Annotated in this window: 18 protein-coding genes; 12 read left to right on the top strand and 6 right to left on the bottom strand. The window is 65.1% G+C overall.

What is annotated here, in order from left to right; genetic code table 11:
• The first annotated feature begins 18 nt into the window (after positions 1-18).
• The 8 genes from LC062_RS03160 (at position 19) to LC062_RS03125 (ending at position 9001) form a co-directional block, all read left to right on the top strand.
• Positions 19-1119, top strand: a complete 1101-nt coding sequence (locus tag LC062_RS03160; protein WP_181758303.1) for a DUF917 domain-containing protein — start codon at positions 19-21, stop codon at positions 1117-1119.
• Entirely contained in the window at positions 1112-2770 is a 1659-nt protein-coding gene (locus LC062_RS03155) for a urocanate hydratase (RefSeq protein ID WP_224909555.1), read from the top strand. Before LC062_RS03160 ends, LC062_RS03155 begins: the two co-directional genes overlap by 8 nt.
• Before the next feature lie 69 nt (positions 2771-2839).
• The gene (locus LC062_RS03150; protein ID WP_224909554.1) at positions 2840-3853 is read left to right on the top strand and encodes a type 2 periplasmic-binding domain-containing protein; all 1014 of its coding nucleotides are present in this window, start codon (positions 2840-2842) and stop codon (positions 3851-3853) included.
• 17 nt (positions 3854-3870) lie between these two features.
• Positions 3871-4425, top strand: coding sequence for a TRAP transporter small permease (locus LC062_RS03145; RefSeq protein ID WP_224909553.1), 555 nt, complete (start codon positions 3871-3873; stop codon positions 4423-4425).
• A gap of 3 nt (positions 4426-4428) precedes the next feature.
• A complete protein-coding gene (locus LC062_RS03140; protein WP_224909552.1) occupies positions 4429-5721 on the top strand; it encodes a TRAP transporter large permease in 1293 nt (430 codons plus the stop codon).
• A gap of 10 nt (positions 5722-5731) precedes the next feature.
• Positions 5732-6904: a CaiB/BaiF CoA transferase family protein gene (locus LC062_RS03135; RefSeq protein ID WP_224909551.1), complete on the top strand. Its 1173-nt coding sequence runs from the start codon at positions 5732-5734 to the stop codon at positions 6902-6904.
• Complete coding sequence (locus tag LC062_RS03130) at positions 6904-8019, top strand: acyl-CoA dehydrogenase family protein (RefSeq protein WP_224909550.1); 1116 nt, start codon at positions 6904-6906, stop codon at positions 8017-8019. Before LC062_RS03135 ends, LC062_RS03130 begins: the two co-directional genes overlap by 1 nt.
• A 10-nt stretch (positions 8020-8029) precedes the next feature.
• A complete protein-coding gene (locus LC062_RS03125) occupies positions 8030-9001 on the top strand; it encodes an acyl-CoA dehydrogenase family protein (protein WP_224909549.1) in 972 nt (323 codons plus the stop codon).
• 104 nt (positions 9002-9105) lie between these two features.
• On the opposite strand, the gene LC062_RS03120 is transcribed toward LC062_RS03125, so the two are convergent.
• The 4 genes from LC062_RS03120 to LC062_RS03105 form a co-directional block, all read right to left on the bottom strand.
• Complete coding sequence (locus LC062_RS03120) at positions 9106-10713, bottom strand: MBL fold metallo-hydrolase RNA specificity domain-containing protein (protein ID WP_224909548.1); 1608 nt, start codon at positions 10711-10713, stop codon at positions 9106-9108.
• Positions 10714-10834: 121 nt separating this feature from the next.
• Positions 10835-12673, bottom strand: coding sequence for a PHA/PHB synthase family protein (locus LC062_RS03115; RefSeq protein WP_224909547.1), 1839 nt, complete (start codon positions 12671-12673; stop codon positions 10835-10837).
• 673 nt (positions 12674-13346) lie between these two features.
• Entirely contained in the window at positions 13347-13877 is a 531-nt protein-coding gene (locus tag LC062_RS03110) for an Hsp20/alpha crystallin family protein (protein WP_224909546.1), read from the bottom strand.
• 100 nt (positions 13878-13977) lie between these two features.
• Complete coding sequence (locus LC062_RS03105) at positions 13978-14766, bottom strand: Crp/Fnr family transcriptional regulator (RefSeq protein ID WP_224909545.1); 789 nt, start codon at positions 14764-14766, stop codon at positions 13978-13980.
• Positions 14767-15293: 527 nt separating this feature from the next.
• On the opposite strand from LC062_RS03105, the gene LC062_RS03100 reads away from it, so the two are divergent.
• Complete coding sequence (locus LC062_RS03100) at positions 15294-16043, top strand: Crp/Fnr family transcriptional regulator (protein ID WP_224909544.1); 750 nt, start codon at positions 15294-15296, stop codon at positions 16041-16043.
• Between the two features lie 112 nt (positions 16044-16155).
• On the opposite strand, the gene LC062_RS03095 is transcribed toward LC062_RS03100, so the two are convergent.
• Positions 16156-16575 (bottom strand): CBS domain-containing protein, encoded by a 420-nt coding sequence (locus tag LC062_RS03095; protein ID WP_224909543.1) that lies wholly within the window; start codon positions 16573-16575, stop codon positions 16156-16158.
• 86 nt (positions 16576-16661) lie between these two features.
• On the bottom strand, positions 16662-17645 hold the full coding sequence (locus LC062_RS03090; RefSeq protein WP_404829667.1) for a zinc-dependent alcohol dehydrogenase family protein: 984 nt from the start codon (positions 17643-17645) through the stop codon (positions 16662-16664).
• Positions 17646-17771: 126 nt separating this feature from the next.
• Between LC062_RS03090 and LC062_RS03085 the strand changes: the two genes are divergently transcribed.
• From LC062_RS03085 to LC062_RS03075, 3 genes are all read left to right on the top strand, one after another.
• On the top strand, positions 17772-20393 hold the full coding sequence (locus LC062_RS03085) for an erythromycin esterase family protein (protein WP_224909542.1): 2622 nt from the start codon (positions 17772-17774) through the stop codon (positions 20391-20393).
• Positions 20394-20528: 135 nt separating this feature from the next.
• Positions 20529-22433: an ATP-dependent zinc metalloprotease FtsH gene (ftsH, locus tag LC062_RS03080; RefSeq protein ID WP_224909541.1), complete on the top strand. Its 1905-nt coding sequence runs from the start codon at positions 20529-20531 to the stop codon at positions 22431-22433.
• A 45-nt stretch (positions 22434-22478) separates the two neighbouring features.
• Entirely contained in the window at positions 22479-25178 is a 2700-nt protein-coding gene (locus tag LC062_RS03075; protein ID WP_224909540.1) for a cation-translocating P-type ATPase, read from the top strand.
• The last annotated feature ends 2 nt before the right edge of the window (positions 25179-25180 follow it).

The following is a 25180-nucleotide window of genomic DNA, read 5'->3' as shown; positions in this document are numbered from 1 at the left end:
CTGACGAGAGGAGAGGAAATGCGTCGTACCTTGACCGAAAAGGACGTCGAACCGGCCGTACGCGGCGGCTCGGTCTATGCTGCCGGCGGCGGCGGCTGGGCGGATCACGGCCGCAAGCTCGGCTATGCCGCTGTTGGCGCCGGAGCGCCGGAACTGGTGTCCATCGATGAGTTGAACGATGACGACTGGGTCGCCACCGCTGCCGCCATCGGCGCGCCGGCCAGCACCACCCCCTGGGAAATGCGCGGCGTCGACTACGTGAAGGCCGTGCGGATGCTCAACGAGGCACTCGGCACGCCGGTTTCCGGTCTGATCGTTGGCCAGAACGGCAAATCCTCCACCTTGAATGGCTGGCTTCCGTCCGCGATCCTTGGCTGCAAGGTGATCGACGCGGTTGGCGACATCCGCGCCCACCCGACCGGCGACATGGGCTCCATCGGCATGGCCGGCTCGCAGGAACAGATGATCCAGACCGCCGTCGGCGGCAATCGCGAGCAGAACCGTTACATCGAACTGACCGTGCGCGGCGCCACCGCCAAGGTCTCGCCGATCCTGCGCACCGCCTCGGACATGTCCGGCGGCTTCATCGCAAGCGCGCGCAATCCGCTGCGCGCGTCGTATGTGGCGCGCAATGCCGCGCTCGGCGGCATCTCCATGGCGCTCGATCTGGGCCATGCGATCCTGGCGGCCGAGCCGAAGGGCACGGCGGCGGTGATCGACACCATCGTCGAGCAGACGCGCGGCGCGATCCTGATCGAGGACGTCGTCACGAAGAAGAACGTCGTCTACACGAACGAAGCCTTTGATGTCGGCACCGTGGTTGTCGGCTCGGGCGACAAGGCGCTGACCCTTCATGTCATGAACGAATACATGGCCATCGATGATGCCGGCGGCAATCGCATCGCCAGCTTCCCCGATGTCATCACCACCTTGTCGACCGACGCCGAACCGCTGTCCGTCGGACAGCTTGAGGAAGGCATGCGGGTGCACATCCTGCATGTTCCGAAGTCGGTGATCCCGCTCGGCGCGGGCGTTCTCGATCCGGCCGTCTACCCGTCGGTCGAAAAAGCCATGGGTATTGAACTCGCGAAATACGCGCTGGAGCCGTCGAATGCCTAAACCCAATCCCCGTCATCCCGACTTCCCGATCCCCGGCGGGCCCGAGCGCCGTGCCCGGACCTGGCGCGCGGAAGGCCTGCTGCGGCTGATGGAAAACGTCCTGGCCGTCGGCGAGGCGCCGGAAAAGCTGATCGTCTATGCCGCCCTCGGCCGCGCCGCGCGGACCTGGCCGGCCCATGACGCCATCGTCAAGGCGCTGCTTGAGATGGAAGAGGACCAGACGCTGGTGATCCAGTCCGGCAAGCCGGTCGGTCTGCTGCGCACCCACAAGGATGCGCCCATGGTGATCATGGCCAACTGCAACCTGGTCGGCCAGTGGGCGAAGGCGGATGTCTTCTACGATCTGGAGCGCAAGGGCCTGATCTGCTGGGGCGGGCTGACCGCCGGCGCCTGGCAGTATATCGGCTCGCAAGGGGTCATTCAGGGCACCTACGAGATCTTCATGCGGATCGCCGAGCGCCGCTTCGAGGGCAAGCTGAAGGGCCGCTTCATCCTGACCGCCGGTCTCGGTGGCATGGGCGGCGCCCAGCCGCTGGCCGGGCGCATGGCCGGGGCTGCGATCCTGTGCGTCGACGTGGATGCGGAGCGGGCCGAAAAGCGCCGCGAAATCGGTTTCCTCGACGAGATTGCCACGGATCTGGACGATGCGCTGGCGCGTATCGAGGCGGCTCGTGCGGAAGGCCGGGCGCTCTCCGTCGGCCTCGTTGGCAACGCCGCCGAGGTCTTCCCCGAGATCGCCGCGCGCGGCATCACCCCGGACATCGTCACCGATCAGACCAGCGCCCATGACCTGGTCTACGGTTATGTTCCCGCCGGCTATGACCTTGATCGTGTCCGCCGTCTGCGCGAGCAAAATCCGGAAGAGCTGATCGAGGCGGGGCGCGAGAGCATCACCCATCATGTCCGTGCCATGCTGACGTTTCAGGAGCGTGGAGCGGAGGTGTTCGACAACGGCAATCTGATCCGCACCCAGGCCAGGGAGGGCGGGGTCGAGAACGCTTTCTCCATTCCGATCTTTACCGAAGCCTATCTGCGTCCGCTGTTCGCCCGTGCCATTGGCCCGTTCCGCTGGATGGCGCTGTCGGGCGAGGAAAGCGACATTGCCCGGATCGACGATCTCCTTCTGGAGATGTTCCCGGACAACAAGATCGTCACCAACTGGATCAGGCTCGCCCGCGAGAACGTTCCCTTCGAGGGGTTGCCGGCGCGCATCGCCTGGCTCGGTCACGGCGAACGCACGGAGCTTGCCAAGGCGGTCAACCGTCTGGTCGCCTCCGGTGAACTGGCCGGGCCGGTCGCCTTCTCGCGCGATCATCTCGATGCCGGCGGCATGGCGCATCCCAACATCATGACCGAGGGGATGCGCGACGGATCGGACGCCATCGCCGACTGGCCGTTGCTCGATGCCATGGCGCTGTGCTCCTCCGGCGCGGATCTGGTCGCCATTCACTCTGGCGGTGGTGGATATGCGGGATACATGACCTCCGCCGGCGTGACCGTGGTTGCTGACGGGACGGAAGATGCCGATACCCGTATCGACCTGTCTTTGACCAACGACACGGCGCTCGGCGTCATCCGCTATGCCGATGCAGGCTATGCGGATGCGCTCGACGAAGCACAAAAGAAGAGCGTCGGACACATCAGGACCTGAGTTCTGCCCGCTCCGGCCGGCACGCTGGCCGGAGCACCTTCCACCAATAAACAGCACAAGGGGAACACCATGCTGGCACTGCGCAAACTGAAACTGGGAAGCCTCATCGCGGCCGCGGCACTCACACTGGCCACTCCGGCCATTGCCGAGGAGCAGGCGACGCTGAAATATTCCTCCTTCCTGCCGGCGACGACGGTCAACAATGCCCTGTCGGCCAAGGCGTTGATCGACAAGGCGGCTGAACTGTCCGACGGCACCTTGAAAATCGAGCTTTATCCGGGCGGTTCGCTTGTCTCCGGCGGCGAGGTCCAGCTCAAGCTGGTGCAGGACGGTGTCGCCGATATCGCCGAGATTCCGCTGCCCTATACCCCGGGCCGCATTACCGGTCTTGACGTGTTCGAACTGCCGGGCCTGACCTCCAGCAATTCCGACGGCGCCCTCGCCAGCCTCGCCCTGATCGAGCAGGGGTTGATCGACGGGATGGACGGGTTGATCCCGCTCGGCATGTTGCAGTCCGGCCCGTACTTCATTCATCTCGCCGAGCCGATCAAGAGCCTGGCCGATCTGCGCGGCAAGAAGCTGCGGATCTCCGGCCAGATGCAGGCGCAGATCGTTGCCCGCCTCGGCGCGGTGCCGGTCTCCAACATCCCCGCCACGGCGCTTGCCGAAAACGTCAGCCGCAGCCTGATCGACGGCGCGCTGGTGGACACCGGCAACCTCTACAACTTCGGCGTCGGCGATCTTCTGACCTATCACGTCACCAATCTGCCGCTCGGCGCGTTCGCCGTGCTGTTCGGTTTGTCGGAAGACAGCTATGAGGCGCTGCCGCCCAAGGCCAAGGCCGCCATCGATCAGCTCAAGGGCGAGTGGTACACGACGGAACTCGGCAAGAACATGGATGGCCAGACCGCCGATGTCGTGGCGCGGCTGGAAGCCTCGGACGCCCACCACTTCATCGAGTTGTCCGAGAGTGACCTGACCAAGGCCAAGACCGTGCTGAAGCAGGTCGAGAAGCAGTGGCTCGCGCGGTCGGACAAGAATGCCGACATTCTCGCGGCGGCGCATGCCGCGCTCGGCAAGTGAGAGGCGAACCACTCCTGGTGAGGCTGGCCAACGCGATCGCGGTGGTCGGCCTGACCGCCTTGCTGGCGGTGACGGCTCTGGTTCTGCTCGATGTGTTGCTGCGTTCGAGCGCCGTCCTCGCCCTGCGGGACAGTTGGCCACATCTGGACATGTGGCTGCTGGAACATGGGTTCGACGGGCTGTCCGACCTTTACGCACCGCTGGGGATCGTCGCCGTCGCGGCCTGTTTCCCGGCGATGCTGGTCACCCGCTCGGCGATCACCGTGCGCTTCCTCACCCAAAACTTTCCCTGGCGCTTCCGGGAAGCCTTCGAGGCGTTCGGGGCCGGCATGCTGCTGGCGATGTTTGGCCTGATGGCCTGGTGGACGAGCGAATACGCGCTCGACCTCTGGCACTCGGGCGAAACGACCTGGCTCTTGGAAATCCCCCGCTGGCCGGCCTTCGCCATCACCTGTGTCTGTCTCTGGCTCGGCGTCGTCATTCAGACGGTCGTGGCCCTCCGGCAGGTGGCGGTGGTCTTCGCAAAGGTCGAACCGCCCACCCTTCCGCCCAGCGTTAGCGAGATCGAGTAGCCCATGTCTCCTGTCCTGATCGGCCTTCTGGGCTTGGCCGCGCTGCTTGCGGTCATCCTGCTCAATGTCCCCATCGCCGCCGCCATGGCTGCGGTCGGCGTCCTCGGAACCCTGTTCCTCGATGCCCAGGCTTCCGTCTTCTCCCTGTTCGGCACCGCCACCGTGCAGGCTCTTTCCTCGCAGGAACTGATCGTCATTCCGCTGTTCATCCTGATGGGCGGTTTCGCGATCATTGCTGGCCTGTCGAAGGAGATCTACCGCCTCTCTCATGCCTGGATCGGCCACTTTCGTGGCGGTCTCGCCCTGACCACCGTCGGTACCAGCGCGATCTTCGGGGCGATCTGCGGCTCGTCCGTCGCCACCACGGCAACGATGGTGCAGGTTGCCTTGCCGGAAATGCGCAAGCGCGGCTATTCCAACGCGCTGATTGCCGGCTCCATCGCCGGTGGCGGCACGCTCGGCTCGCTCATTCCGCCCTCCGTGATCATGGTCGTCTACGCCATTCTCACCCAGCAGAGCGTGCTTGACCTGTTCCGGGCGGCGATCGTTCCCTCGATTGTGGCCGTGCTTCTCTACTTCGTGGCGATCCGTCTGGTCCTCTTGCGCAATCCGCAGGACGGCGAGGCCCTGCCGCGCTCCACCTGGGGCGAGCGGGCGCGTGCCACCGGACAGGCCCGGCTGACGCTGATGGTCGCCGGCGTGATGCTCGGCGGCATCTATTCCGGCATTTTCACCGTCAACGAGGGAGCGGCCATCGGCGTGCTTATGGTGCTGGTGACCTGCCTGGTTCGCCGCCGGCTGACCCGTGAGAACTTCATCCAGACGCTGATCCGCGCGGCCTCCAACATCGGCATGATCTACCTGATCCTGATCGGGGCGGAGATCTACAAGAGCTTCCTCACGCTTTCCGGCCTGCCGGCCGCGACGGTCGATTGGGTCGGCGGTCTCGACCTGCCGCCGCTGTTGATCGTCTCGGTGGTGATCCTGCTCTACATCCTGCTCGGCTGCCTGTTCGACGCCATGGCCGCGATGATCCTGACCATGCCCTTCGTCTTCCCGCTGGTGGTCGGCCAGCTCGGCTACGATCCGGTCTGGTGGGGCATCATGAATGTGATGATCATCGAGATCGGCATGATCACGCCGCCGGTGGGCATCAACATCTTCGTGCTGCATGGCATGCGGCCCGACCTGAAGCTCAGGCAGATCTATGCCGGTCTGACGCCCTTCGTGCTCGTCGACGTGCTGCGCATCGTGATCTTCCTGCTGTTCCCCGGCCTGATGCTGGCCCTCGTCTAAGGAGACAGACATGTCGACCGCTTCCGGCCGTCCGCTGGACGGGGTGAGGATTCTCGACTTCACCCGCGTTCTGGCCGGCCCCTTCTGTACCGCGTTGCTTGCCGATATCGGCGCCGATGTCATCAAGATCGAAAGCGCTTCGGGTGATGACCAGCGGCATATGGGTGCCGTTCGCAATGGCCACTCGATCAATTTCGAGCTGATCAACCGCAACAAGAAAAGCCTGTGCCTCGACCTCAAGTCCGAAGCCGATCAGGAGATCGTGCGCCGGCTGCTGCCCTCCTGCGATGTGGTGGTGGAGAACTTCCGCCCCGGCGTCGCCGCGCGGCTGGGGCTCGACCATGAAACCCTGTCGGCCCTGCGTCCCGATCTGATCTACTGCTCGATTTCCGGCTTCGGTCAGGACGGGCCGCTGGCGCGGGCGCCAAGCTATGATGTTGTCGCGCAGGCCATGAGCGGCTTCATGAGCGTGACCGGCGAGCCGGACGGGTCGCCCGTCTTCGCCGGGGATTCCATCGGTGACACGGTGCCGGGCATCTATGCCGCCTGGGCGATCTGCGCCGCGCTGTTCAAGCGTGAGCGGACAGGGCAGGGCGAGCGCATCGATGTCGCGATGTTCGACAGCCTGTTCTCGCTCCTGCCCACCGCGCTGTCGCAGCTTCAGTCGACGGGGGAGGCGCCGCAACGCTCCGGTGCGATCCACCCCTTGTCCGCGCCGTTCGGCGCCTATCGCGCCGGCGACGGCTATTTCATCCTCGCCGTGGCCAACCGTCCGCTGTTTCAGCGCCTGGCGGAGCTGATCGGCCGCCCGGACTTGCCCGACGATCCGCGCTTTGACAGCGATCAGAACCGGCGTGCCAACGAACCGGCGCTGCGCGAGATCCTCGAAGGATGGGCAGGCGCCTTCTCCGCCGCCGAGGTCATTGCCCGGCTGGAAGAGCACGGCATCCCCGCCGCGCCGATCTGGGATGTCGCGGAAGCGGCGGCGAGCCCGCAGGTCGCGGCGCGCAACCTTCTCACCCGTCAGGTCGCGACCGCCGCCGGTCCGCTCGACCTGCCCGAACAACCCGTCGTCTTTTCCGGCTCCCCGCGTGGGCAGCAGGCGTCGGCGCCCGCCCTCGGCGGTGACCGTGCGCATGTGGATGCGATCCTCGCCAAGAGCCGCGAACAGGAGAATACCTGATGGATTTGGCCTTTTCGCCCGAGGACCGGGCGTTTTTCGACCACGTGAAAGCGACCTTGTCCGCCGAACTCGATCCGGCGATCGCCGCCAGGGTGCGGCGCAACGAAATCCTGGAGCGGGCCGAGCATCTCGCCTGGCAGGATGTTCTGGCGCGGCACAACTGGCTGGCCGCCGGCTGGCCGGCGGAATTCGGCGGGCCGGGCTTCACGCCCACCCAGCGCTATCTGTTCGAGCAGGCCTATGGCGCAACCTATGCGCCGCCGCCGGTTCAGTTCGGCATCACCATGGTCGGACCGATCCTCTACACCTATGGCAACGCGGCGCAGAAGAACCGGTTTCTGCCCGATATCCGCCAGAACAAGGCGTGGTGGTGTCAGGGCTATTCCGAGCCGGGTGCCGGATCCGATCTTGCCAGCCTGCGGACGACCGCCGTGCGCGATGGCGATGCCTATGTGGTCAACGGCCAGAAGACCTGGACGACCTGGGCGCAATGGGCCGATTGGATGTTCTGCCTGGTCAAGACCGACCTGACGGTGAAGCCGCAGGCGGGTATCAGTTTCCTGCTGATCGACATGAAGACACCGGGCATCACCATTCGCCCGATCCGCACCATCGACGGCGACACCGAGATCAACGAGGTGTTCCTCGACAATGTGCGGGTGCCGGCAGAGAACCTGATCGGCGCGGAAGGGCAGGGCTGGACCTATGCGAAGGTCCTCTTGGAGCATGAGCGCTTCATCATGTCCGGCTCGTCCCGCTCGCGCCGCGATCTCGATGCCTTGCGGGCGCTCGACGATGGCCGGTTCGCAGAACGGTTCCGGCAACTCGATGTGGAGCTTCTGGCGCTGGAATATCTGGAGCTGCGCCTGCTCTCCACCATGAATGCGGGCCAGAACCCGGGCCCGCGCACCTCGGCCCTGAAGATCCGGGGAACCGAGATTGCGCAAGCCATCTCGCTGTTGCGGCTCGATATGGCCCGCGCCTGGGCGGCGCCGCTTCCCGACATTCTGCACAACGCCGAGGAAACCTGGCTGAACCTGCGCAAGCTGACGATCTGGGGCGGCTCGAACGAGATCCAGCGCAATGTCATGGCCAAGGTCGTGCTCGGCATCTGAGGAGGCGAAGATGGACTTCGAACTGAACGACACCGAGCGGATGCTGGCCGACAGTCTGGCCCGTTTCGAAGAACAGGCGGTCGGCTGGGACGCGGACCGGCAATGGGCGCACAGCCGGGAAATGGGTTGGCATTGCGCCTCTGTTCCCGAGGATCAGGGCGGTTTCGGCCTCGGCCTCAATGGGCCGTTCCTGATCGCCGAAAGCTTCGGCGCGGCGCTCTCACCGATCCTCTGGCAGTCTTTCGCGGTGCTTCCGGCCATTGCGCTCGGCGCGCTTGCCGAAGCCGGCGACAGCGCACCGCTCGATGCCTTTCTTGGCGGCGAGCGCAGCTTCTGCATGCTCGCCGGGACCGGCACGACCACGGCGGAGGGCGCTTGCGTGCTGCGCAAGCCGCAGGATCTTGAGGCCGATGTCTATCTGGCCCTGTTGCCGGCGGGCGAGGGGCAGGTGCTTGCGCTGATCGAGGCTGGCGACCTGCCGGCGCCTGTGTCGGAGGAAAGCTGGATCGACGGCCGCCGGATGGCCGAGGTCGCCGTTCTGCCGTCCGCTCATGCCGGCGTCCCGGTCTCCGCGGATCTGGCGGCGCGCCTGCGCGTCGCCGCCGAGGTGACGGCCGCCGCCGATCATCTGGGCGCCATGCGACAGTTGTTCGATCAGACGCTGGAGTACACCAAGACCCGCAACCAGTTCGGCCGGGCGCTGTCCGCCTTCCAGGCGCTGCAGCACCGTCTGGTGGATATGTCGATCGCCCTGGAGGAAACCCGCGCTCTGGTGATGGCGGCGGCCATGGCCGCCAGCCAGAACCATGAGGACAGCGCCCGTCTGGCATCCGCCGCGTGGAGCAAGGCACGTGCCGCAGGTCAGAAGGTGGGGGAGGAGGCGATCCAGCTTCATGGCGGCATCGGCATGACCGAAGAATGCCAGGTCGGCACTTATGTCAAACGGATGATGCGCAACGCTCCGGTGATCGCTGCCGCGTGAGCCGCGCGCCGGGGCACTGCTCTGATCAAGGTCGGCGGAACAACGCGAGGGGTTTCCCGCCCCGGTATTGTTCCGCCGGCAACGATCCGCGTTTCGGCGGGCCGTCAGTTCTCGTCGGCCTCGTCGTCCTGTAGTGCGCGTTGCAGGCGTCGGATCAGGACATCGCGCGAGCGCTCGTCCGCAGCGCCGGCCAGGGCATCGTTGATATCCAGAATGAGCCGCGACACGTCGTTGTGCCAGTCGAGCCGCGCGATCTTTTCCGGACCGAGGCGCGGCGGCGTGGGGACGGAGAGACGCTCGACGCCCGTTCGCGTCAAGACAAAGCTCTCATCGAGCACTGGCCGCAGCACATGGCCGAGATCGACGATCCCTGCCAGCCGTGCCGCCAGCCCGTCAATCGCCGCTTCTTCTCCGTGCACCAGAAACAGGTCGTGGCGCAGCGGCAGGCGGGCCTTGATCCAGTCGACCAGTTCGGTGCCATCGGCATGGCCGGAATAAAGGTCGAGCGAGCGTATCCGTGCCCGCACCTTGAACTCCTCGCCCTGAATGCGCACCGAGCGCGCCCCGTTCTGCAGAATGCGCCCCAGCGTGCCTTCGGCCTGGAAGCCGGTGAACAGCACGGTCGCTTCATCGCGCCACAGCCAGTTCTTCAGCCGGTGACGGATGCGCCCCGCATCGCACATGCCGGAGGCGGCAATGACGATGTGAAAGCCGCGCACGTGGTCCAGAGCGATGCTCTGTTCCCGGGTTTCGGTGAAGTGCAGGTGCCGGGACGCGAGGCCGCGCATCAGCACCGCCCCTTCTTCCAGTTCCTTGTTGTGCTTGGCAAAGACTTCCGTCGCCCGGGTGGCGAGCGGACTGTCCACATAGATCGGGATCGGCGGCAACCTGCTTTCGGCGATCAGGCGGCTGAGGTCGCTGATCAACTCCTGTGCGCGTTCCACCGCGAAGGAGGGGATCAGCAGCGCACCATTGGGGTTGGTTGCCGCGCGCACTTCCTCGCACAAGAGTTCGCGGCGGCGTTCGGCGGTGGCGTCGATGCGGTCGCGGTCGCCATAGGTGGATTCGCAGATCAGATAGTCGATCCCGCTCGGGCCTTCCGGATCGGGATGCATCAGCTTGTAGTCCGGCCCGATATCGGCGGAGAACAGAAGCCGCATCGGCTCCGGGGTGCCCTCCTGTGCCACCTCGATTTCGACCGAGGCCGAGCCGAGCAGATGCCCTGCATTCCAGAACCGGGCGCGCACGCCGGGCAGGACCGCGAACCAGGTGTCGTAGTCATGCGCGCGGAACTGCATGAGGCAGGCCGCCGCATCGGCGCCGGTATAGATCGGCGAGACCTGACCGCGATTGCGGCGGGCGGCGCGGCGGTTGAACTGCTGGACCTCATATTCCTGGATATGGGCGCTGTCCGGCAGCATCACCCCGGCCAGATCGGCGGTTGCCTGGGTGGCGTGAATCGGACCCTTGAACCCGTGGCGCACCAGCTTGGGCAAAAGGCCGGAATGGTCGATATGCGCGTGGCTGAGGATCACCGCGGTAATCTTGTCCGGCTCAAAGGGAAAGGGGCGGTAGTTCAGTTCCTTTTCGGTCTTGGCGCCCTGGAACAACCCGCAATCAATGAGGATCTGGCCGTGATCGGTCTCCAGCCGGAAGCAGGAACCGGTGACGGCCCGCGCGGCACCATGGAAGGTCAGTCGTGGATCGGGCATCTTCTTTCCTTCCGGTTCGTGCCGCGCCAGTGGGGAGGGCGCCTCAGTGCCTTGCCCCAACATATGTGTGATATTCGAACCGGAACATGTTCTAAATCAAAGGGAAAGTGCTTTCTGGACCTTACGTTTGGTGAATATAGGTGCCGGGTGCTGCCGTGATCGGGGGATAGCCCAACTCCGGGGCGCCCATGGCCGGGGCGCTCGTCTTGCCACTGCTGTTGTCCATCAGCCACTGTGACCATTCCCCCCACCAGGAGCCTTGTCTTGGCGCATGTCGGGCGAGCCATGCGTCGGGGCCCATATAAAGCGCGCCGGCTGGGCGAGGCGAAATGCGATAGTGACGCCCGGCATGGCCCGGCTCGCTGAGGATGCCGCCATTGTGGCCGCTGTTGGTCAGCACGAATGTCAAATCGTTGTCGGTGAACAGCTTGGTCTTGTAGACCGATCTCCATGGGGCAATATGGTCGGCCTCCGTGCCGACCACGAACATCGGCGCCTGGATATCCTTCAGGGCAATCACCTGGCCTTCGACTGCGAAACGCCCCGCCGAGAGCCGGTTTTCCAGGAACAGGCCACGCAGATACTCCGAATGCATGCGCGCAGGCATGCGCGTGGTGTCGGCATACCACACGCCCATATCGGTCGGCGCGTCTTCCTGCCCCAGAAAATAGCGTCGCACGGCACGGGAGTAGATCAGGTCCTCGGCGCGGATGGTCGCGAAGGCGCGGGCCATCTGCGGGCGGTCGAGATAGCCCTGATCCCACATCATGTCCTCAAGGAAAGCCACCTGGCTTTCGTCGAGAAACAGCAGCAACTCGCCGGCTTCGGCGAAGTCGACCTGGGCCGCCATCAGCGTGATCGAGGCCAGCCGGTCATCGCCGTCGCGCGCCATGGTGGCCGCGGCGATGGCGAGGATGGTGCCGCCAAGGCAATAGCCGACCGCCTGCACCTTTTCTCCCGGCACGATCGCACCGATGGCATTGAGCGCCTCCATGACCCCGTGTTTGCGGTAGTCCTCCAGAGAGAGAGCGGCCTGTTCGGCGGTGGGATTGCACCACGAGATCACGAACACGGTGAAGCCCTGGTTGACGAGGTATTTCACCATCGAGTTTCTTGGTGACAGATCGAGAATGTAATACTTCATGATCCAGGCGGGGACGATCAGGATCGGTTCGGCCTGCACCGTCTCGCTCTGTGGCGCATACTGGATCAGCTCGAACAGATCGTTGCGGAACACCACCTCGCCCGGGGTGCAGGCCAGATCCTTGCCGATTTGGTACCCCGGAGGGGCGGGGATGTGCGCCTGCGTCAGCGTATGCAGGTAATCGTGGGCGAAATGAGCCGCGCCTTCGCTCAGGTTCCGGCCCCTGGTCTGAACGGTTGCCTCGATGATCTCCGGGTTCAGCGCCGGGAAATTCGATGGTGACATCAGGTCCAGCATCTGCCGCATCATGAAGCGGGTCCGATCCGCATCGTCGGGCCTGAGGCCGCGCAGGTGATCCGTCGCGTAGTCCCACCAATCCTGTGCGGCGAGAAAGCCTTGTGCCCAGATTTCAAATGGCGCCCTGTTCCAACCGGCGTGTGCGAAGCGATGGTCATGAGCCTTGGGCGCAAAGGGCGGTTCGGCAGCGTCATCGATGTTCAGAAGATAGTTTGTCAGCTTGAATACGTTCTCCTGGGCGTGCTCAATCAGCTCAAGCTGCCGTCCGGGAGAGCGGGCCATATGCAGTGTCCAATCGCTCCAGGCCTCAATGAACGCATGGGGAGACACGCCGCCGGTCAGCCGGGCTGCGGTCGCCCGCACCGTGCGATCAAGGTTTTCGTGCGGATGCTCTGGCCCTGCTCCGCTATCCGGTTTGGGCTGGTAGTCGGTCTGAGGATAGATCAGCGCACGTAACTGGGCGGCGGCATGGTCGCTCCCGGGCGGCTGGGCCGTTTTCCGCGCTCTGTTTACGGTCATGTCTTCCTCCCGGTATCCGACTGATCATGTTTCCCCCCAAGTTCCAACGGTCCTCGCCGTGCCGTCGCGCCGTGGTGGCCATCGTGCGAACGCCGCATGTGGATCGGTCATCGGGAACCGCGATGTTCGATCCGGAATGCGATCGGCCCTCCAGCACGCAACCCATCGCCTCGCCAATACCGGCGCGCGCGATTGACAGCTTACGACACCAGTGTGTCGCATCTGCGGCCATGGTTCCCGCGACGGAGCAAGGCGCCTCTTGAAACCGGTGGGCACACGAAACGCGCCCGGCGGCCGGAGGAGGCCAGTTGCCACACGATGGAACCCGAACGGGGGGACAGCCATGCCAAAGGGCGGCCCTGCTTCGCTTGCGGGAGGGGGACAACGGGACGCAGGCAAACCTCTCTCACCTCAGCCACTGCCGTTTTCAGGATAGATATCGGAGGTGCGGAGTATTCGCATTGATGAATGTCAATCGGTTGTGCTGGAGATGAAGTGCATGTCCCGCTGGTGTTGCGAAGAGTGACGCTGCAAGGGGCGCCAGCCCGGACGCGCATCCGATAGCCTTCACCGCCTGGTGCTGGCGACAGAACCTGACGGTCCCGCGAGGAAAGACTGTCGTCGGGGCGCGGGAGTGCCATCGCCAGCAGCATCTGAAGACCGAGCCTGCCAATCAGGCCGCGTTCACCTTGATTTTGCGCTCCTGCTGCTTCGCTTCCGCGCTCTTGGGCAGCGTCACGGTCAGGACGCCATTGGAGACGCTTGCGGAGATGCCATCCACGTCAACGCCCGGAGGAAGGGGAAGACTACGATGGAAACTGCCATAGCGACGTTCCTTGAGCAGGTAGTTCTCCTTCTCTTCTTTCTTTTCCTCCGACTTTTCGCCCCGGATCACGATCGAGCCGTTGGCCAGTTTGATCTCGACGTCTTCGGGCATGAGGCCAGGAAGCTCCGCCGTGATCCGGTAGTCGCCATCGCAATCGGCCAGTTCCATTGCCGGGATCACCGCCCAAGTGTCTGCTGCGGGAAAAAGGTCGTGGAGCCGGCGCGAAAACGGCCTGTGCCACAAACCTGCTCCGAAATCGTCGAACAACCGATCGATTTCGCCTCGCAACGACATGAGCGGAGTCCAGCCTTCAGCCTGAGTGGGAGCGGATGCTGTCGGCTCACGCTTGACCTCAATATTCGACGGTTTGGCGGACATCCTTCGACCTCCCTTCATCGACGCCTGTGCTGCATGGCGTGGTATTGACAACGGGAACGACACTAGATCGGCCTGGATTTATTGCATTGATGGCTGTCAATCAGGCGGCGATATCTCGCCTGTTGTGGCGCCGCGCGGCCATGGCGGCCTGCGGTGGGGCGCAGTCCGCTCTTGGGTCCATGCCGGCAAGGCGGATCAGACATGCCGGGTCTGCGATCCAATAGCGGTCGGGGGCAAGGGGCTTGACCAGCCCCTTTTCCGAAAGCTGGCTCATCACACGGCTGATCGATTCAACCGTGGTGTTGGACAGGGCCGCCCAGTCCTTTCGGGCAAGCTCAATGGTGACGACAATGCTGCCGTCGGGCCCTGGGACGGTAGGCATGGCCCTGACGGACAAAGCAAGAAACGCCAGGATCCGTTCGCGGCAGGTCAGCGCACCGCGTTGCCAGATTGTCTCTTGCAGACGTGCAAGCTGGTCGGCTGTCGCTTGCAGCAGGCCAAGGCGGAACTGTCCGTCTGTTGCCATCATGCGCCGTACGGTCTGGTCGTCGAATAAGCAGATCTCCGCATCCGTCGCCGCCTCCAGTGAATAGGTGAGGCTGTGTCCCGGAAGCTCGCCGATGATGTCCCCCGGCACGGCCAGGTCGAACACCGTACGCCGCCCGACCCGGTTCAATCTTTCCTTGCGCAGGTAGCCCCGGCGGAGCACGCCGATGGTGCCATGCTGCTTGCCTTGTTCGAACACCAGACCGTTGCGTGCAATTCGGCGCAATCGAACCGGCCGGGCTCCCGGCAGGTCGGCGGCGTCGATGAGATCACACAGGGAGGCACCGCGCAGCGCACAGTGGAGGCACCTGTCGGGGATGGGCCGGCCAACGGTTTGGGGCATATCCGCTCTCCTTCCGCGAAGGGCGCTGATATGGTGCGTCTGGACTGTTCCACGTGCTCCGCCCGTGCGGCCTGGCGAAGGACGTGCCATCTCTTCAGCTCAGGGCCATCCACGAGGCTGAACGGGACAGTCGGGCGACCGGGCACCGCGCGCATCCAGTCGTTCGCCTATTCGCAATCTGTGGCGATTGCCTCGATCCGACTGCCCGATCGCCTGCCTGCTCGTCGAACGGCTTCGGCACCCGGACGTACGTTCAGGGTGCGCGGTTACTCCCAAAAATGCATATGCCTTGGGCCTCGCCACAGTCTTGATAATACGCATTTCAGGCTGTTCGCTGCAAACGGGAAATGAATCTTCTTGCATCCTCAGAGGATTGTGAGAGTCGATCGAGCGGGCGCGAAGTGCAGGATCGAGATGACGCGCCGAACAATTTTACCCGCTGTGGTATTATGTCGATCCGGGAATGGGAAAACATGCCAATATGTTGCGCCTAAGGTAATTTTGTTGCAGCGCCGGTCGAGGGTGCGATGGTTCGGGAACGGGGCGGGATCCTTCATTCTTGCGTGGGCTGCGGGCTGGCGCAGGTGCCGTGGCTGGCGAACGTGCCGGCGGAGACCTTGCAGGAGTTGGCGGCGATCTGCCGGCGCAAGAGTTTCCGTGCGGGAGAAACCGTTGCGCGTGAGGGGGAAGCGCCCGACCGCATCTGCTGCGTCGTCAAAGGAATCCTGCGGATGCAAAAGACCCTGGGCGATGGCCGTCAGCACATCGTGGGGCTTTTGTTCGAGGGAGATATCTTCGGGAGCATGGACGGCGGGTCCCTGGCGGTCTCCATCGAAGCGGCCAGTGATGCCGAGGTCTGCGCCTTCCAGCGTGAACCTTTCAAGACGCTTGTCCTACGCTCTCCGGCTCTGGGCCAGGGCGTTCTCGTGAACCTGCGCAGCGAACTGGAGCGGGCCCGCGACTGGATGGCCATTCTGGCAATCCCGAAGGTGCGGGGTCGCCTGGCGGGCTTTCTTCTGGCGCTCTGCTCCCGGTTCGGCGGCGTTTCCGCCGTCAAGAGTTTCGGACACGGCACGTTTGAGGTGAAGATACCGATCAGCCGGGCCGATCAGGCCAATCTCCTGGGCGCGCGCCCTGAATCCATCAGCCGCGCCTATCACGCTCTGGCCGATGACGGAAAAATCGCAATCCTGCGCCCGGACCTGATTGAGATCCGCAACATTGAGGCCCTCGCCGCCGAGGCGGACGAAGGGGAAATGGACGCACGCGATCGCTGAACGGCGTGAAACAGCCGTCGTCAGGGCGCGACCGCAGGGAGCCGCTTGGCGATTGCCCGCCAAACGGCTTCACCGACCTCCGCTGGCGACAGGCGGGGCGTCAGGCGTGGCGTCAGGCGTGGTGTTCGGCTACTGCGTGCAGAAGCTCGCCCGACAGCTCGTGATTGACTGCATGTGCGATGTCACCAAGACCGAGCATACCCACCAGTCGCTTGTCTTCGTCGATGACCGGGAGACGGCGGATCTTCTTCTGGTCCATCAGGTGGATGGCATCCTCCACCGTCTCGTTGGTCCGGCAATAGATGATACCCTTGGTCATCACGTCCTCGACCGTGGTCTTTTCGGGATCGCGTCCCGCAGCCACGATCCGCAGCGCGATGTCCCGGTCGGTGATCATGCCGATCAGCTTGTCGTTCTTGCCCACAGGGATCGCGCCGATGTCGTCCTTCTGCATCATCCGTGCGGCCTCGCAGACGGGAGTATCGGCACTGACCCAATCGGCGTGCTCATGCATTGCCTTGCGTATGTCCATCAGCGCATCCTCCATGATGAGATGAAGCGACAGTATGGACCGTTGTGGCAGCGGCCTCATTGACAGCCGTCAACGAGGTGGGCGGATCAGGGGATCAGGACGGCGGCGCCCGACAGAGTGCCCTCGCGCAGGGCGCTCAGCGCCTCGTTGGCGCGGACCAGGGGAAACTCGGTGACCTCGGTGCGAACAGGGACTTTCGGCGCCAGTGCCAGGAAGTCGACGCCATCCTGCCGCGTCAGGTTGGCGACCGATCGCACGCAGCGCTCGCCCCATAGGAGCCGATAGGGGAATGCCGGGATGTCGCTCATGTGAATGCCGCCGCACACCACCGTTCCCCCCTTGCGCACCGCGCCGAGCGCTGCCGGCACGAGTTCCCCTGCGGCGGCGAAGATGATTGCAGCATCCAGCGGGGCCGGAGGCGCCTCATCCGACCCGCCCGCCCAGGTCGCCCCCATGCGCCGGGCGAACTCTTGCGCCGCGGTATCGCCCGGCCGCGTGAAGGCGAAGATCCGGCGACCCTCGAAGGTCGCGATCTGGGCGACGATATGCGCCGCTGCGCCAAAGCCGTAGATCCCCAGCGTGTTGCCGTCGCCCGCCATGCGCAGGCTCCTGTATCCGATCAGCCCCGCGCAAAGAAGTGGCGCGGCCTCGGCATCGCCATAGCTGTCGGGCAGGGGGAAACAGTAGCGGCTGTCGGCCAGGGTATACTCCGCATATCCGCCGTTGCGGGTGTAGCCGGTGAACTCCGGCGCGTCGCACAGGTTCTCCGCCCCCATCCGGCAATAGGGGCAGGAGCCACAGGTTTCGCCAAGCCAGGGAACGCCCACCCGTTCACCGACAGACAGTCCGCTCACATCCGCTCCCATGCGTTCGATGGTGCCGACGATCTCGTGCCCGGGGACCAAGCCGGGCCTGACCCCGGGCAACTCGCGATCCACCACATGCAGGTCGGTGCGGCAAACGCCGCAGGCGCGAACCCGGATGAGAACCTCCTGCGCGCCTGGGGAGGGAATGTCCCGCTCCACCTGTTCCAGGCGGCCGGGGGTTTCGCTGACGGTCATTGCAAGCACAGGGGGATCCTCCGGGGCGGTTCCGAACATACTCCCAAGGGAGCCTCTTCCTTGTGACAGGGCGGTCCGGCCGGCTCATTGCGCGCGATCAATGCGCCCCGCAGTTCCATCGGATATTGCTGCGATATGGATGATCGAGAAAGGGTGTTCACCAACCGGGCCGAGGCGGGAAGGCAACTGGCGGCCCGGCTTGCGTCTATGGGGCTGGACCGCCCGGCGGTCTATGCGCTTCCGCGTGGCGGGGTGCCCGTCGCGGTGGAGATATCGCGCGCGCTCGAAGCTCCGCTCGATCTTGTGATGGTCCGCAAGATCGGTGCGCCCTCAAATCCCGAAGTGGCGCTGGGCGCAGTTGTCGAAGGCGCGGTGCCCCAGACGATCCTGAATGAGGATGTTCGGCGGATCTCGGGTGCCGATGAGGCCTATATCGAGCGCGCCCGTACCCAGGAGCTGGCCGAGATGGAGCGGCGCCGTGCACTTTACCTCGGCGACCGTGAGCGGGTTGACCCCACGGGACGGACGGCGATCCTCGTCGACGACGGCCTGGCGACCGGGGCCACCATGAAAGCCGCGATTGCCGCCATCCGGCGGCAGGGGGCTGCGCGCATCGTGGCCGCCATTCCCGTCGCGCCGGAGGAAACGCTGGTCGAGATCGCGGCTCTGGCCGACGATGTCGTCTGCCTGACGCCGTCGCGTGCCTTTCGCGGTGTGGGCGGGTTCTTTGCGGATTTCCATCAACTCACCGATGAGGAGACGATCGGCCTGTTGCGCCAGGGGTGGAGTGCGCAGGTTCCGGCATCCGGGGGCGAAGCGCGTTCGGTCTTGATCCCGCCCCATGGCCTTGCGGCGGATCTGACGGTTCCCGCCAATCCCCGTGGCATCGTGCTGTTCGCCCATGGAAGCGGGTCGAGCCGGTTGTCGCCACGCAACCGTGCCGTCGCCGCAAGCCTTAACGGGCAAGGCTTCGCGACACTCTTGATGGATCTGCTGACGCCGGACGAAGCGCGCGACAGACGCAACGTCTTCGACATCCCGCTGCTGGCCGAGCGGCTCGCCGAGACGGCACTTTGGATCGCCTCCGAACCGGATATCGCTGATCTGCCGCTCGGTCTGTTCGGCGCCAGCACCGGCGCCGGGGCGGCACTTCTGGCGGCGGCCGAGATGCAGGACCGGGTTTCTGCGGTGGTGTCGCGCGGCGGGCGCCCCGATCTCGCCGGCCCGCGACTGGGGCAGGTCCGGGCGCCGACGCTTTTGATCGTCGGTGGCAATGACGATCAGGTGATTGAGCTCAATCGAAAGGCGTTGACGGCGCTCACCTGCGAGAAGCTTCTGAAGATCATTCCCGGTGCCGGGCATCTTTTTGAGGAGCCGGGCACGATGGATCAGGTGATGGCGGCGGCGGGCGCCTGGTTCCAGCACTACCTTGAACCCGAGAGGCAAATTGCCGTTCGGCCGACGGCCGTCGATCCGTTGCGCGCGGCGGCCGAACCCTTGCCGGCGCCGGAAGATCCGGAATTCGCGGCTCTCTTCGATCGGTTTGCGGATGCCCGTGTGGTGCTGCTCGGCGAAGCCACCCATGGCACCTCGGAATTCTACCGCGCCCGCGCCGCGATCACCCGGCGCCTGATCGAGCGGCACGGCTTCACCATTGTCGCCGTCGAAGCGGATTGGCCGGATGCCGCCGCAATAGACCGCCATGTGCGCCACTTGCCGCACCAGCCGATGCACACGCCGCCCTTTACCCGCTTCCCCACCTGGATGTGGCGCAACAAGGATGTGGACAGCTTCGTTGCCTTCCTGCGGCGCCACAACGCGGGCAAACCGCCGGATGAGCGGGCGGGGTTTTATGGTCTCGACCTTTATAACATGACCGCCTCCATCGCCGCCGTGCTGACCTATCTCGACAGGGTCGACCCCAAGGCGGCGGCGATCGCGCGCGAGCGCTATGGCTGTCTGGAACCCTGGGCACGGGAGCCAGCCGCCTATGGCCGCGCGGCGCTGAGCCGCGGCTATGCCATGTGCGAAGACCCCGTGACGCGAAGCCTGGTGGACATGCTGCGCAAGGAACTGGCCTATGTCCCGCATGATGGCGAGCGTTTCTTCGATGCCACGCAGAACGCGCGGCTGATCGCCGATGCTGAGCGCTACTACCGGATCATGTATTACGGGTCGCACCATTCGTGGAACCTGCGCGACAACCACATGTTCGACACGCTGCAGCGCCTGCTGGCGTGGTCGGGCGGCGACAGCAAGGCGGTGGTCTGGGCGCATAACTCGCATATTGGCGACGCGCGCGCGACCGACATGGGGGCCGAGCGTGGCGAGTTGAACCTCGGGCAGCTTTGCCGTCAGACTTATGGCCGGGAGGCAGTGCTCATCGGCTTCGGGACCCATTCGGGGACTGTGGCCGCTGCCTCCGATTGGGATGCGCCGATGGAAATCAAGGCGGTGCGGCCCTCGCGCGCCGATAGCTACGAGGAGCTGTGCCACAAAATCGGAGAAGAGCGCTTCCTGTTCGACCTTCGGCCCGATCGGAATGCCGATCTGCGCAAAGCCTTGTCCGCCCGACGGCTGGAGCGGTACATCGGTGTCATCTACCGTCCGGAAACCGAACGCTGGAGCCACTATTCCTACGCCTGCCTTCCCGACCAGTATGATGCCTTCGTCTGGTTCGACGAAACCACCGCCGTGGTCCCCCTGCCAACGGAGGTCGCCAAGGGCGAAGACGAAACCTACCCCTTCGGCCTCTGACAAGGCCGAATGCCGATGCCGCAACCTGGTCTTTCCAGAAGGGGCCCGATTGCCGCCCTTGACCTGCATCAACGACCTTGAGCGAGCGATTTGCGAGGGTTTAGGCTGCGATAGCTGAGGTGCGAGCGTGGCAATATGGGCAACAGCGGACAAAAACAACCCGGCGACGGCTCCAACGGCTTGCAATGGCTGATATGGGGGCTGTTCAGTGCGGTCCTGATGATGGCCGTGCTCAGCAACGCCTTGTTCGACACCCGTACGGGGCCGAGCACCGTTCCCTACAGCGCGGTCAAGAAGCTGATCCGCGACGGTCAGGTGGTTTCCGCCGATCTGCAGGAACATGCCATCGTTGTCACCACCGGTGAGGCCAACGCGGCCAAGGTCGAGGCGTTCCGGGCGGTGACCCCGGCGCAGGGCGATCCGGAATTGTTGCCGCTCCTGGAGCAGCACAACGTGGAGATCCGCGCCGAGGCGCCGGCCGGGGTCTCGCTGCTGACCTACATCCTGCCCTGGATCGTCATTCTTGCGGTTTACCTGTGGCTGCAGCGGCGGATGATGGGCAACATCGCCGGCGGAAACGGGGGGCTTGCCGGCGGCCTGTTGGGCGGGCGTTTTTCCAAGCCGAGCGCCACCCGCGAGAAGGTTACCTTCAGCGATGTCGCCGGCCAGGATCAGGCCAAGAAGGAGGTGGCGGAACTGGTCGACTTCCTGCGCGAGCCGCAGCGGTTCGAGCGGGTCGGCGCCAAGGTCCCTCATGGTGTCCTGCTGGTCGGCCCTCCCGGCACCGGCAAGACCCTGCTGGCCAAGGCGCTGGCCGGCGAGGCGGATGTTCCGTTCTTTTCCACCTCCGGCTCGGAATTCATCGAAATCTTCGTGGGGGTCGGCGCGGGGCGGGTGCGTAAGATGTTCGAGGCCGCGCGCGAGGCGGCCCCTTCGATCATCTTCATCGACGAGCTCGACAGCATCGGGCGCACGCGCGGCACCGGGCTTGGCGGCGGGCATGACGAGCGCGAGCAGACGCTGAACCAGATCCTGGCCGAACTCGATGGCTTCGCCGCGCGCGAGGCGGTCGTCGTGCTGGCGGCCACCAATCGGCCCGACGTGCTGGATCCCGCGCTGTTGCGCCCCGGTCGCTTCGACCGTCATGTGACCTTGAACCTGCCCGACAAGGACGCGCGCCGCGCGATCCTCGATATCCATGCCCGGGATCTGCCGCTGGCCGATCCGGGCGATCTGGATGTCATGGCGGCGGGCACGCCCGGGTTTTCCGGTGCCGATCTGAAGAACCTGCTCAACGAGGCGGCGATCACCGCCGCCCGACGCAATGGCGAGCGCATCACCCGCGAGGATCTGGGCGAGGCGCGCGACAAGGTGATGATGGGCACGGTGCGCTCCCTCGCCATCCGGCCGGAGGAAAAGCACCGCCTTGCCGTGCATGAGGCGGGTCATACAGCTGCCGCCTATTTCACGCCCGGGGCCGATCCCTTGTACAAGGTCACGATCATTCCGCGCGGACATGCGCTGGGCGGCACCCATATGCTGATGGAAAGCGAACGGCACACGCTGGATGAGGCCTATCTGCGCGGGCAGCTTGTCACGCTTCTGGCCGGGCGGTCCGCTGAAAAGCTGCTGCTCGGCACCGTCAGCTCCGGGGCGGATGACGATATTCGCCGGGCGACGGAGCTGGCCCGGTCGATGGTGGCGCGTTGGGGCATGACCGAGGGACTGGGGCCGGTCGACCTGCGCCAGAGTGAGGATCATCCCTTCCTCGGCCAATCCATCGCCCAGCCGCGCAACCACGCCGATGCCACCGCCGCCCAGGTCGACGCGGCGATCATCGACTTGTTGAAGGACGCCGAAGCGCAGGCCCTCAGCGTTCTTGCCGAGCATCGCCCTCGGGTCGAGCGTCTGGTCGCGTCCCTGGAGGCCAAGGAAACGCTGAACTTCGATGAGATCCGGCAGTGCCTGGAACCCGACAATAAGGTGACCCCGCTGAAACGCCCAAAGGGCGGGAGGGATGAAGCCCCGCCGGACCTGTGAATGACGCGCCCCAAGGTCTTGAATACAAAACGGAAAGGGGAGGGCGTGGTCGCCGATCTTGAAAGCCGTTCAACGGTTCACGCCGATCCCCCTGAGGAGGTTCTGCGAAAGCTCGGCGCCGATGCCGATCTCGGGTTGAGCGCGGGCGAGGCCCAGGCCCGGCAACGGCACTATGGCAAGAACGCGATTGCCCGTGCGGCGCGGCGCGGGTGGCTGTCGCTGTTGCTCGACCAGTTCCGCAGCGTGATCGTCTGGCTTTTGGCCGGTGCCGCGGCGGTCTCGATCCTTTCGGGCGATCTGGCCGAAGCCATCGCGATCCTGAGCGTGCTGGTCATCAACACCGCAATCGGTTTCACCACCAGTCTGAATGCAATCCGGTCGATGGAAGCGCTGTTTCGGATGACGGCGGTGACGGCGCGGGCGCGGCGGGACGGGCGCTCGCGAATACTGCCGGTCCAGAATCTGACCCCCGGCGATATCGTCATTCTGGAAAGTGGCGACACCGTACCGGCGGATCTGCGGTTGCTGGACTGCGCCGACCTGCGCTGCAACGAGTCTGCCCTGACCGGGGAATCCGCGCCGATCAGCAAATCCACCGATGCGCTGGCCGTCGATACGGTGCTTCATGACCGGACCAACATGGCCTTCAAGGGCACGGCCGTCATGCGCGGTACCGGCATCGGCGTTGTGGCGATGATCGGACCGGAAACCGAGGTGGGGCGGATCGCGGAGCTGGCCCAATCGACCGAGGCGGACAAGCGGCCCCTGGAGAAACGTCTGGACCGGCTCGGCGAGACGCTGGTCTGGGTGACGGTCGCGCTCTCGGCACTGATTGCGCTTGCCGGGTACCTGCATGGGCTGGCGCTGACCGACATGGCGCAAACCGCGATTGCCCTTGCCGTTGCCGCCGTCCCGGAGGGCTTGCCGGTGGTGGCGACCCTGGCGCTGGCGCGCGGCATGCTGCGCCTTGCCCGGCGCAACGCCCTGATCGAACGGCTGGCGGCGGTCGAGACCCTGGGGGCAACCACCATCATCCTCACCGACAAGACCGGCACCCTGACGGAGAACCGGATGGAGGTGAGCGGTTACCTTCTTCACGGGCACGATGTGGCGGAGATCAACGCCGGGGCCGCGACCGCCGACCCGTTGTTGAAACGGGCGCTGGAGATCGGGGCGCTTTGCAACACCGCCGAACTCGGGACACGGGAGCAGACGGCGCCACAGGCCGGCGTTGGCGACCCGATGGAGGTGGCGTTGTTGCAGGCGGCGGAGCAGGCCGGTGTTTCTCCCGCAGCGCTCGGCCAGGCCTATCCCTTGCACGACATGCGCCCGTTCGATCCGGACACCGGCCTGATGGTCAGTCAGCACTCCGGTCAGGGCGGGGGCTTTGCGGCGATCAAGGGCGTGCCGGAGCGGGTTCTTCGCGAGGCAACTCGGGTTCTGACGGAGACCGGCGTCAAGGTGCTGACCGAAGCGGACCGTGCGGATTGGCTGGCGCGCATCGAGGAGGCCGCCAGGCGCGGATTTCGCCTGATCGGGCTCGCTTTCGTGGAAGGCGACGCCGGTGCCGGGCGTCTGGAGGAGGATCTGGTTCTGGTCGGCTTCGTCCGCCTGCTCGATCCCTTGCGTGCGGATGTGCCGGCCGCGATCCGCCAGAGCCGGGGGGCCGGGGTGCGCGTGGTCATGATGACCGGCGACCATCCGGCCACGGCGACCGAGATTGCCCGGCAGGCCGGATTGGGAGAGGAAGGCGCTATCCTCGCCCTGTCCGGGCGCGAGTTGGCCGAACTGGGGAGCGACACCGCCGACCGGCGCTCGGGGCCGGACCTGATGGCGGTCGACGTGTTCGCGCGGGTTTCGCCGGAAACCAAGCTGCGCCTTGTCGAGGCCTATCAGTCCTCAGGCCATGTCGTTGCCATGACCGGCGACGGTGTGAACGACGCGCCGGCGCTGAAGAAGGCCGATATCGGTGTGGCGATGGGGCAAAGGGGCACGCAGGTGGCGCGCGATGCGGCGGATATGATCCTGAGGGACGATGCGTTTGCCTCGATCATCGCCGCGATGCGCCAGGGGCGGGTGATCTTTTCCAACATTCGCCGCTTCGTGATCTATCTGATGTCCTGCAACTTCAGCGAAATCCTGGTGGTCGGGCTGGCGATCGCGGCAGGTCTGCCCGCCCCGTTGCTTCCCTTGCAGATCCTGTTTCTCAACCTGGTGACGGATGTGTTCCCGGCCTTTGCGCTGGGGCTTGGCGAAGGCGACAGAAGGGTCATGAAACGCCCGCCGCGCAGCCCCGAAGAGCCGATCATCGGGCGTGTGCAATGGCTGGATATCGTCGTTTTCGGCTTGCTGGTCACGCTGGCGACCCTTTCCGTCTATTGGGCGGCGCTTCACGTGTTCGAGCTGGCCTCGTCGCAGGCGGTGACAATCGCCTTCCTGGCCCTGGCGGTCTGTCAGTTGCTGCATGTGTTCAACATGCGGGCGCGCGACGAGGGAAGGCTGCGCAACAGCGTCACCCGAAACCCCTTCGTGTGGGCGGCGCTGGGGGTGTGCGCGGGGCTGCTCGCCGCCGCGTTCTACCTTCCCGGGTTGTCCGATGTCATGGCGCTCCAGCCGCTCCACCTGTCGCATCTGGCTTTGCCCCTTTGCGCCGGTCTTGCCGTTCTGGGGCTGGGGCAGGTGTGGTTGGCGGTCTCCGCGAAACGCCGTTCCGCGCGCCGCATCGGGCAGCGCGAGAATTGGTGAGG

The organism is Stappia indica, from assembly GCF_020177335.1.
Taxonomy (GTDB): Bacteria; Pseudomonadota; Alphaproteobacteria; order Rhizobiales; family Stappiaceae; genus Stappia; species Stappia indica_B.
Note: the sequence above shows the minus strand (reverse complement) of the source record. Positions and strands in the feature narration are given on the sequence as shown.

What these genes read in the sequence shown, in the direction of transcription:
- LC062_RS03100 (WP_224909544.1), top strand. Translation starts at nt 15,294, where the DNA reads ATGGTTCGGGAACGGGGCGGGATCCTTCATTCTTGCGTGGGCTGCGGG.
- LC062_RS03130 (WP_224909550.1), top strand. Translation starts at nt 6,904, where the DNA reads ATGGATTTGGCCTTTTCGCCCGAGGACCGGGCGTTTTTCGACCACGTG.
- LC062_RS03135 (WP_224909551.1), top strand. Translation starts at nt 5,732, where the DNA reads ATGTCGACCGCTTCCGGCCGTCCGCTGGACGGGGTGAGGATTCTCGAC.
- LC062_RS03110 (WP_224909546.1), bottom strand. Translation starts at nt 13,877, where the DNA reads ATGTCCGCCAAACCGTCGAATATTGAGGTCAAGCGTGAGCCGACAGCA.
- LC062_RS03120 (WP_224909548.1), bottom strand. Translation starts at nt 10,713, where the DNA reads ATGCCCGATCCACGACTGACCTTCCATGGTGCCGCGCGGGCCGTCACC.
- LC062_RS03155 (WP_224909555.1), top strand. Translation starts at nt 1,112, where the DNA reads ATGCCTAAACCCAATCCCCGTCATCCCGACTTCCCGATCCCCGGCGGG.
- LC062_RS03115 (WP_224909547.1), bottom strand. Translation starts at nt 12,673, where the DNA reads ATGACCGTAAACAGAGCGCGGAAAACGGCCCAGCCGCCCGGGAGCGAC.
- LC062_RS03160 (WP_181758303.1), top strand. Translation starts at nt 19, where the DNA reads ATGCGTCGTACCTTGACCGAAAAGGACGTCGAACCGGCCGTACGCGGC.
- LC062_RS03150 (WP_224909554.1), top strand. Translation starts at nt 2,840, where the DNA reads ATGCTGGCACTGCGCAAACTGAAACTGGGAAGCCTCATCGCGGCCGCG.
- LC062_RS03095 (WP_224909543.1), bottom strand. Translation starts at nt 16,575, where the DNA reads ATGGACATACGCAAGGCAATGCATGAGCACGCCGATTGGGTCAGTGCC.
- LC062_RS03140 (WP_224909552.1), top strand. Translation starts at nt 4,429, where the DNA reads ATGTCTCCTGTCCTGATCGGCCTTCTGGGCTTGGCCGCGCTGCTTGCG.
- LC062_RS03105 (WP_224909545.1), bottom strand. Translation starts at nt 14,766, where the DNA reads ATGCCCCAAACCGTTGGCCGGCCCATCCCCGACAGGTGCCTCCACTGT.
- LC062_RS03125 (WP_224909549.1), top strand. Translation starts at nt 8,030, where the DNA reads ATGGACTTCGAACTGAACGACACCGAGCGGATGCTGGCCGACAGTCTG.
- LC062_RS03085 (WP_224909542.1), top strand. Translation starts at nt 17,772, where the DNA reads ATGGATGATCGAGAAAGGGTGTTCACCAACCGGGCCGAGGCGGGAAGG.
- ftsH (WP_224909541.1), top strand. Translation starts at nt 20,529, where the DNA reads ATGGGCAACAGCGGACAAAAACAACCCGGCGACGGCTCCAACGGCTTG.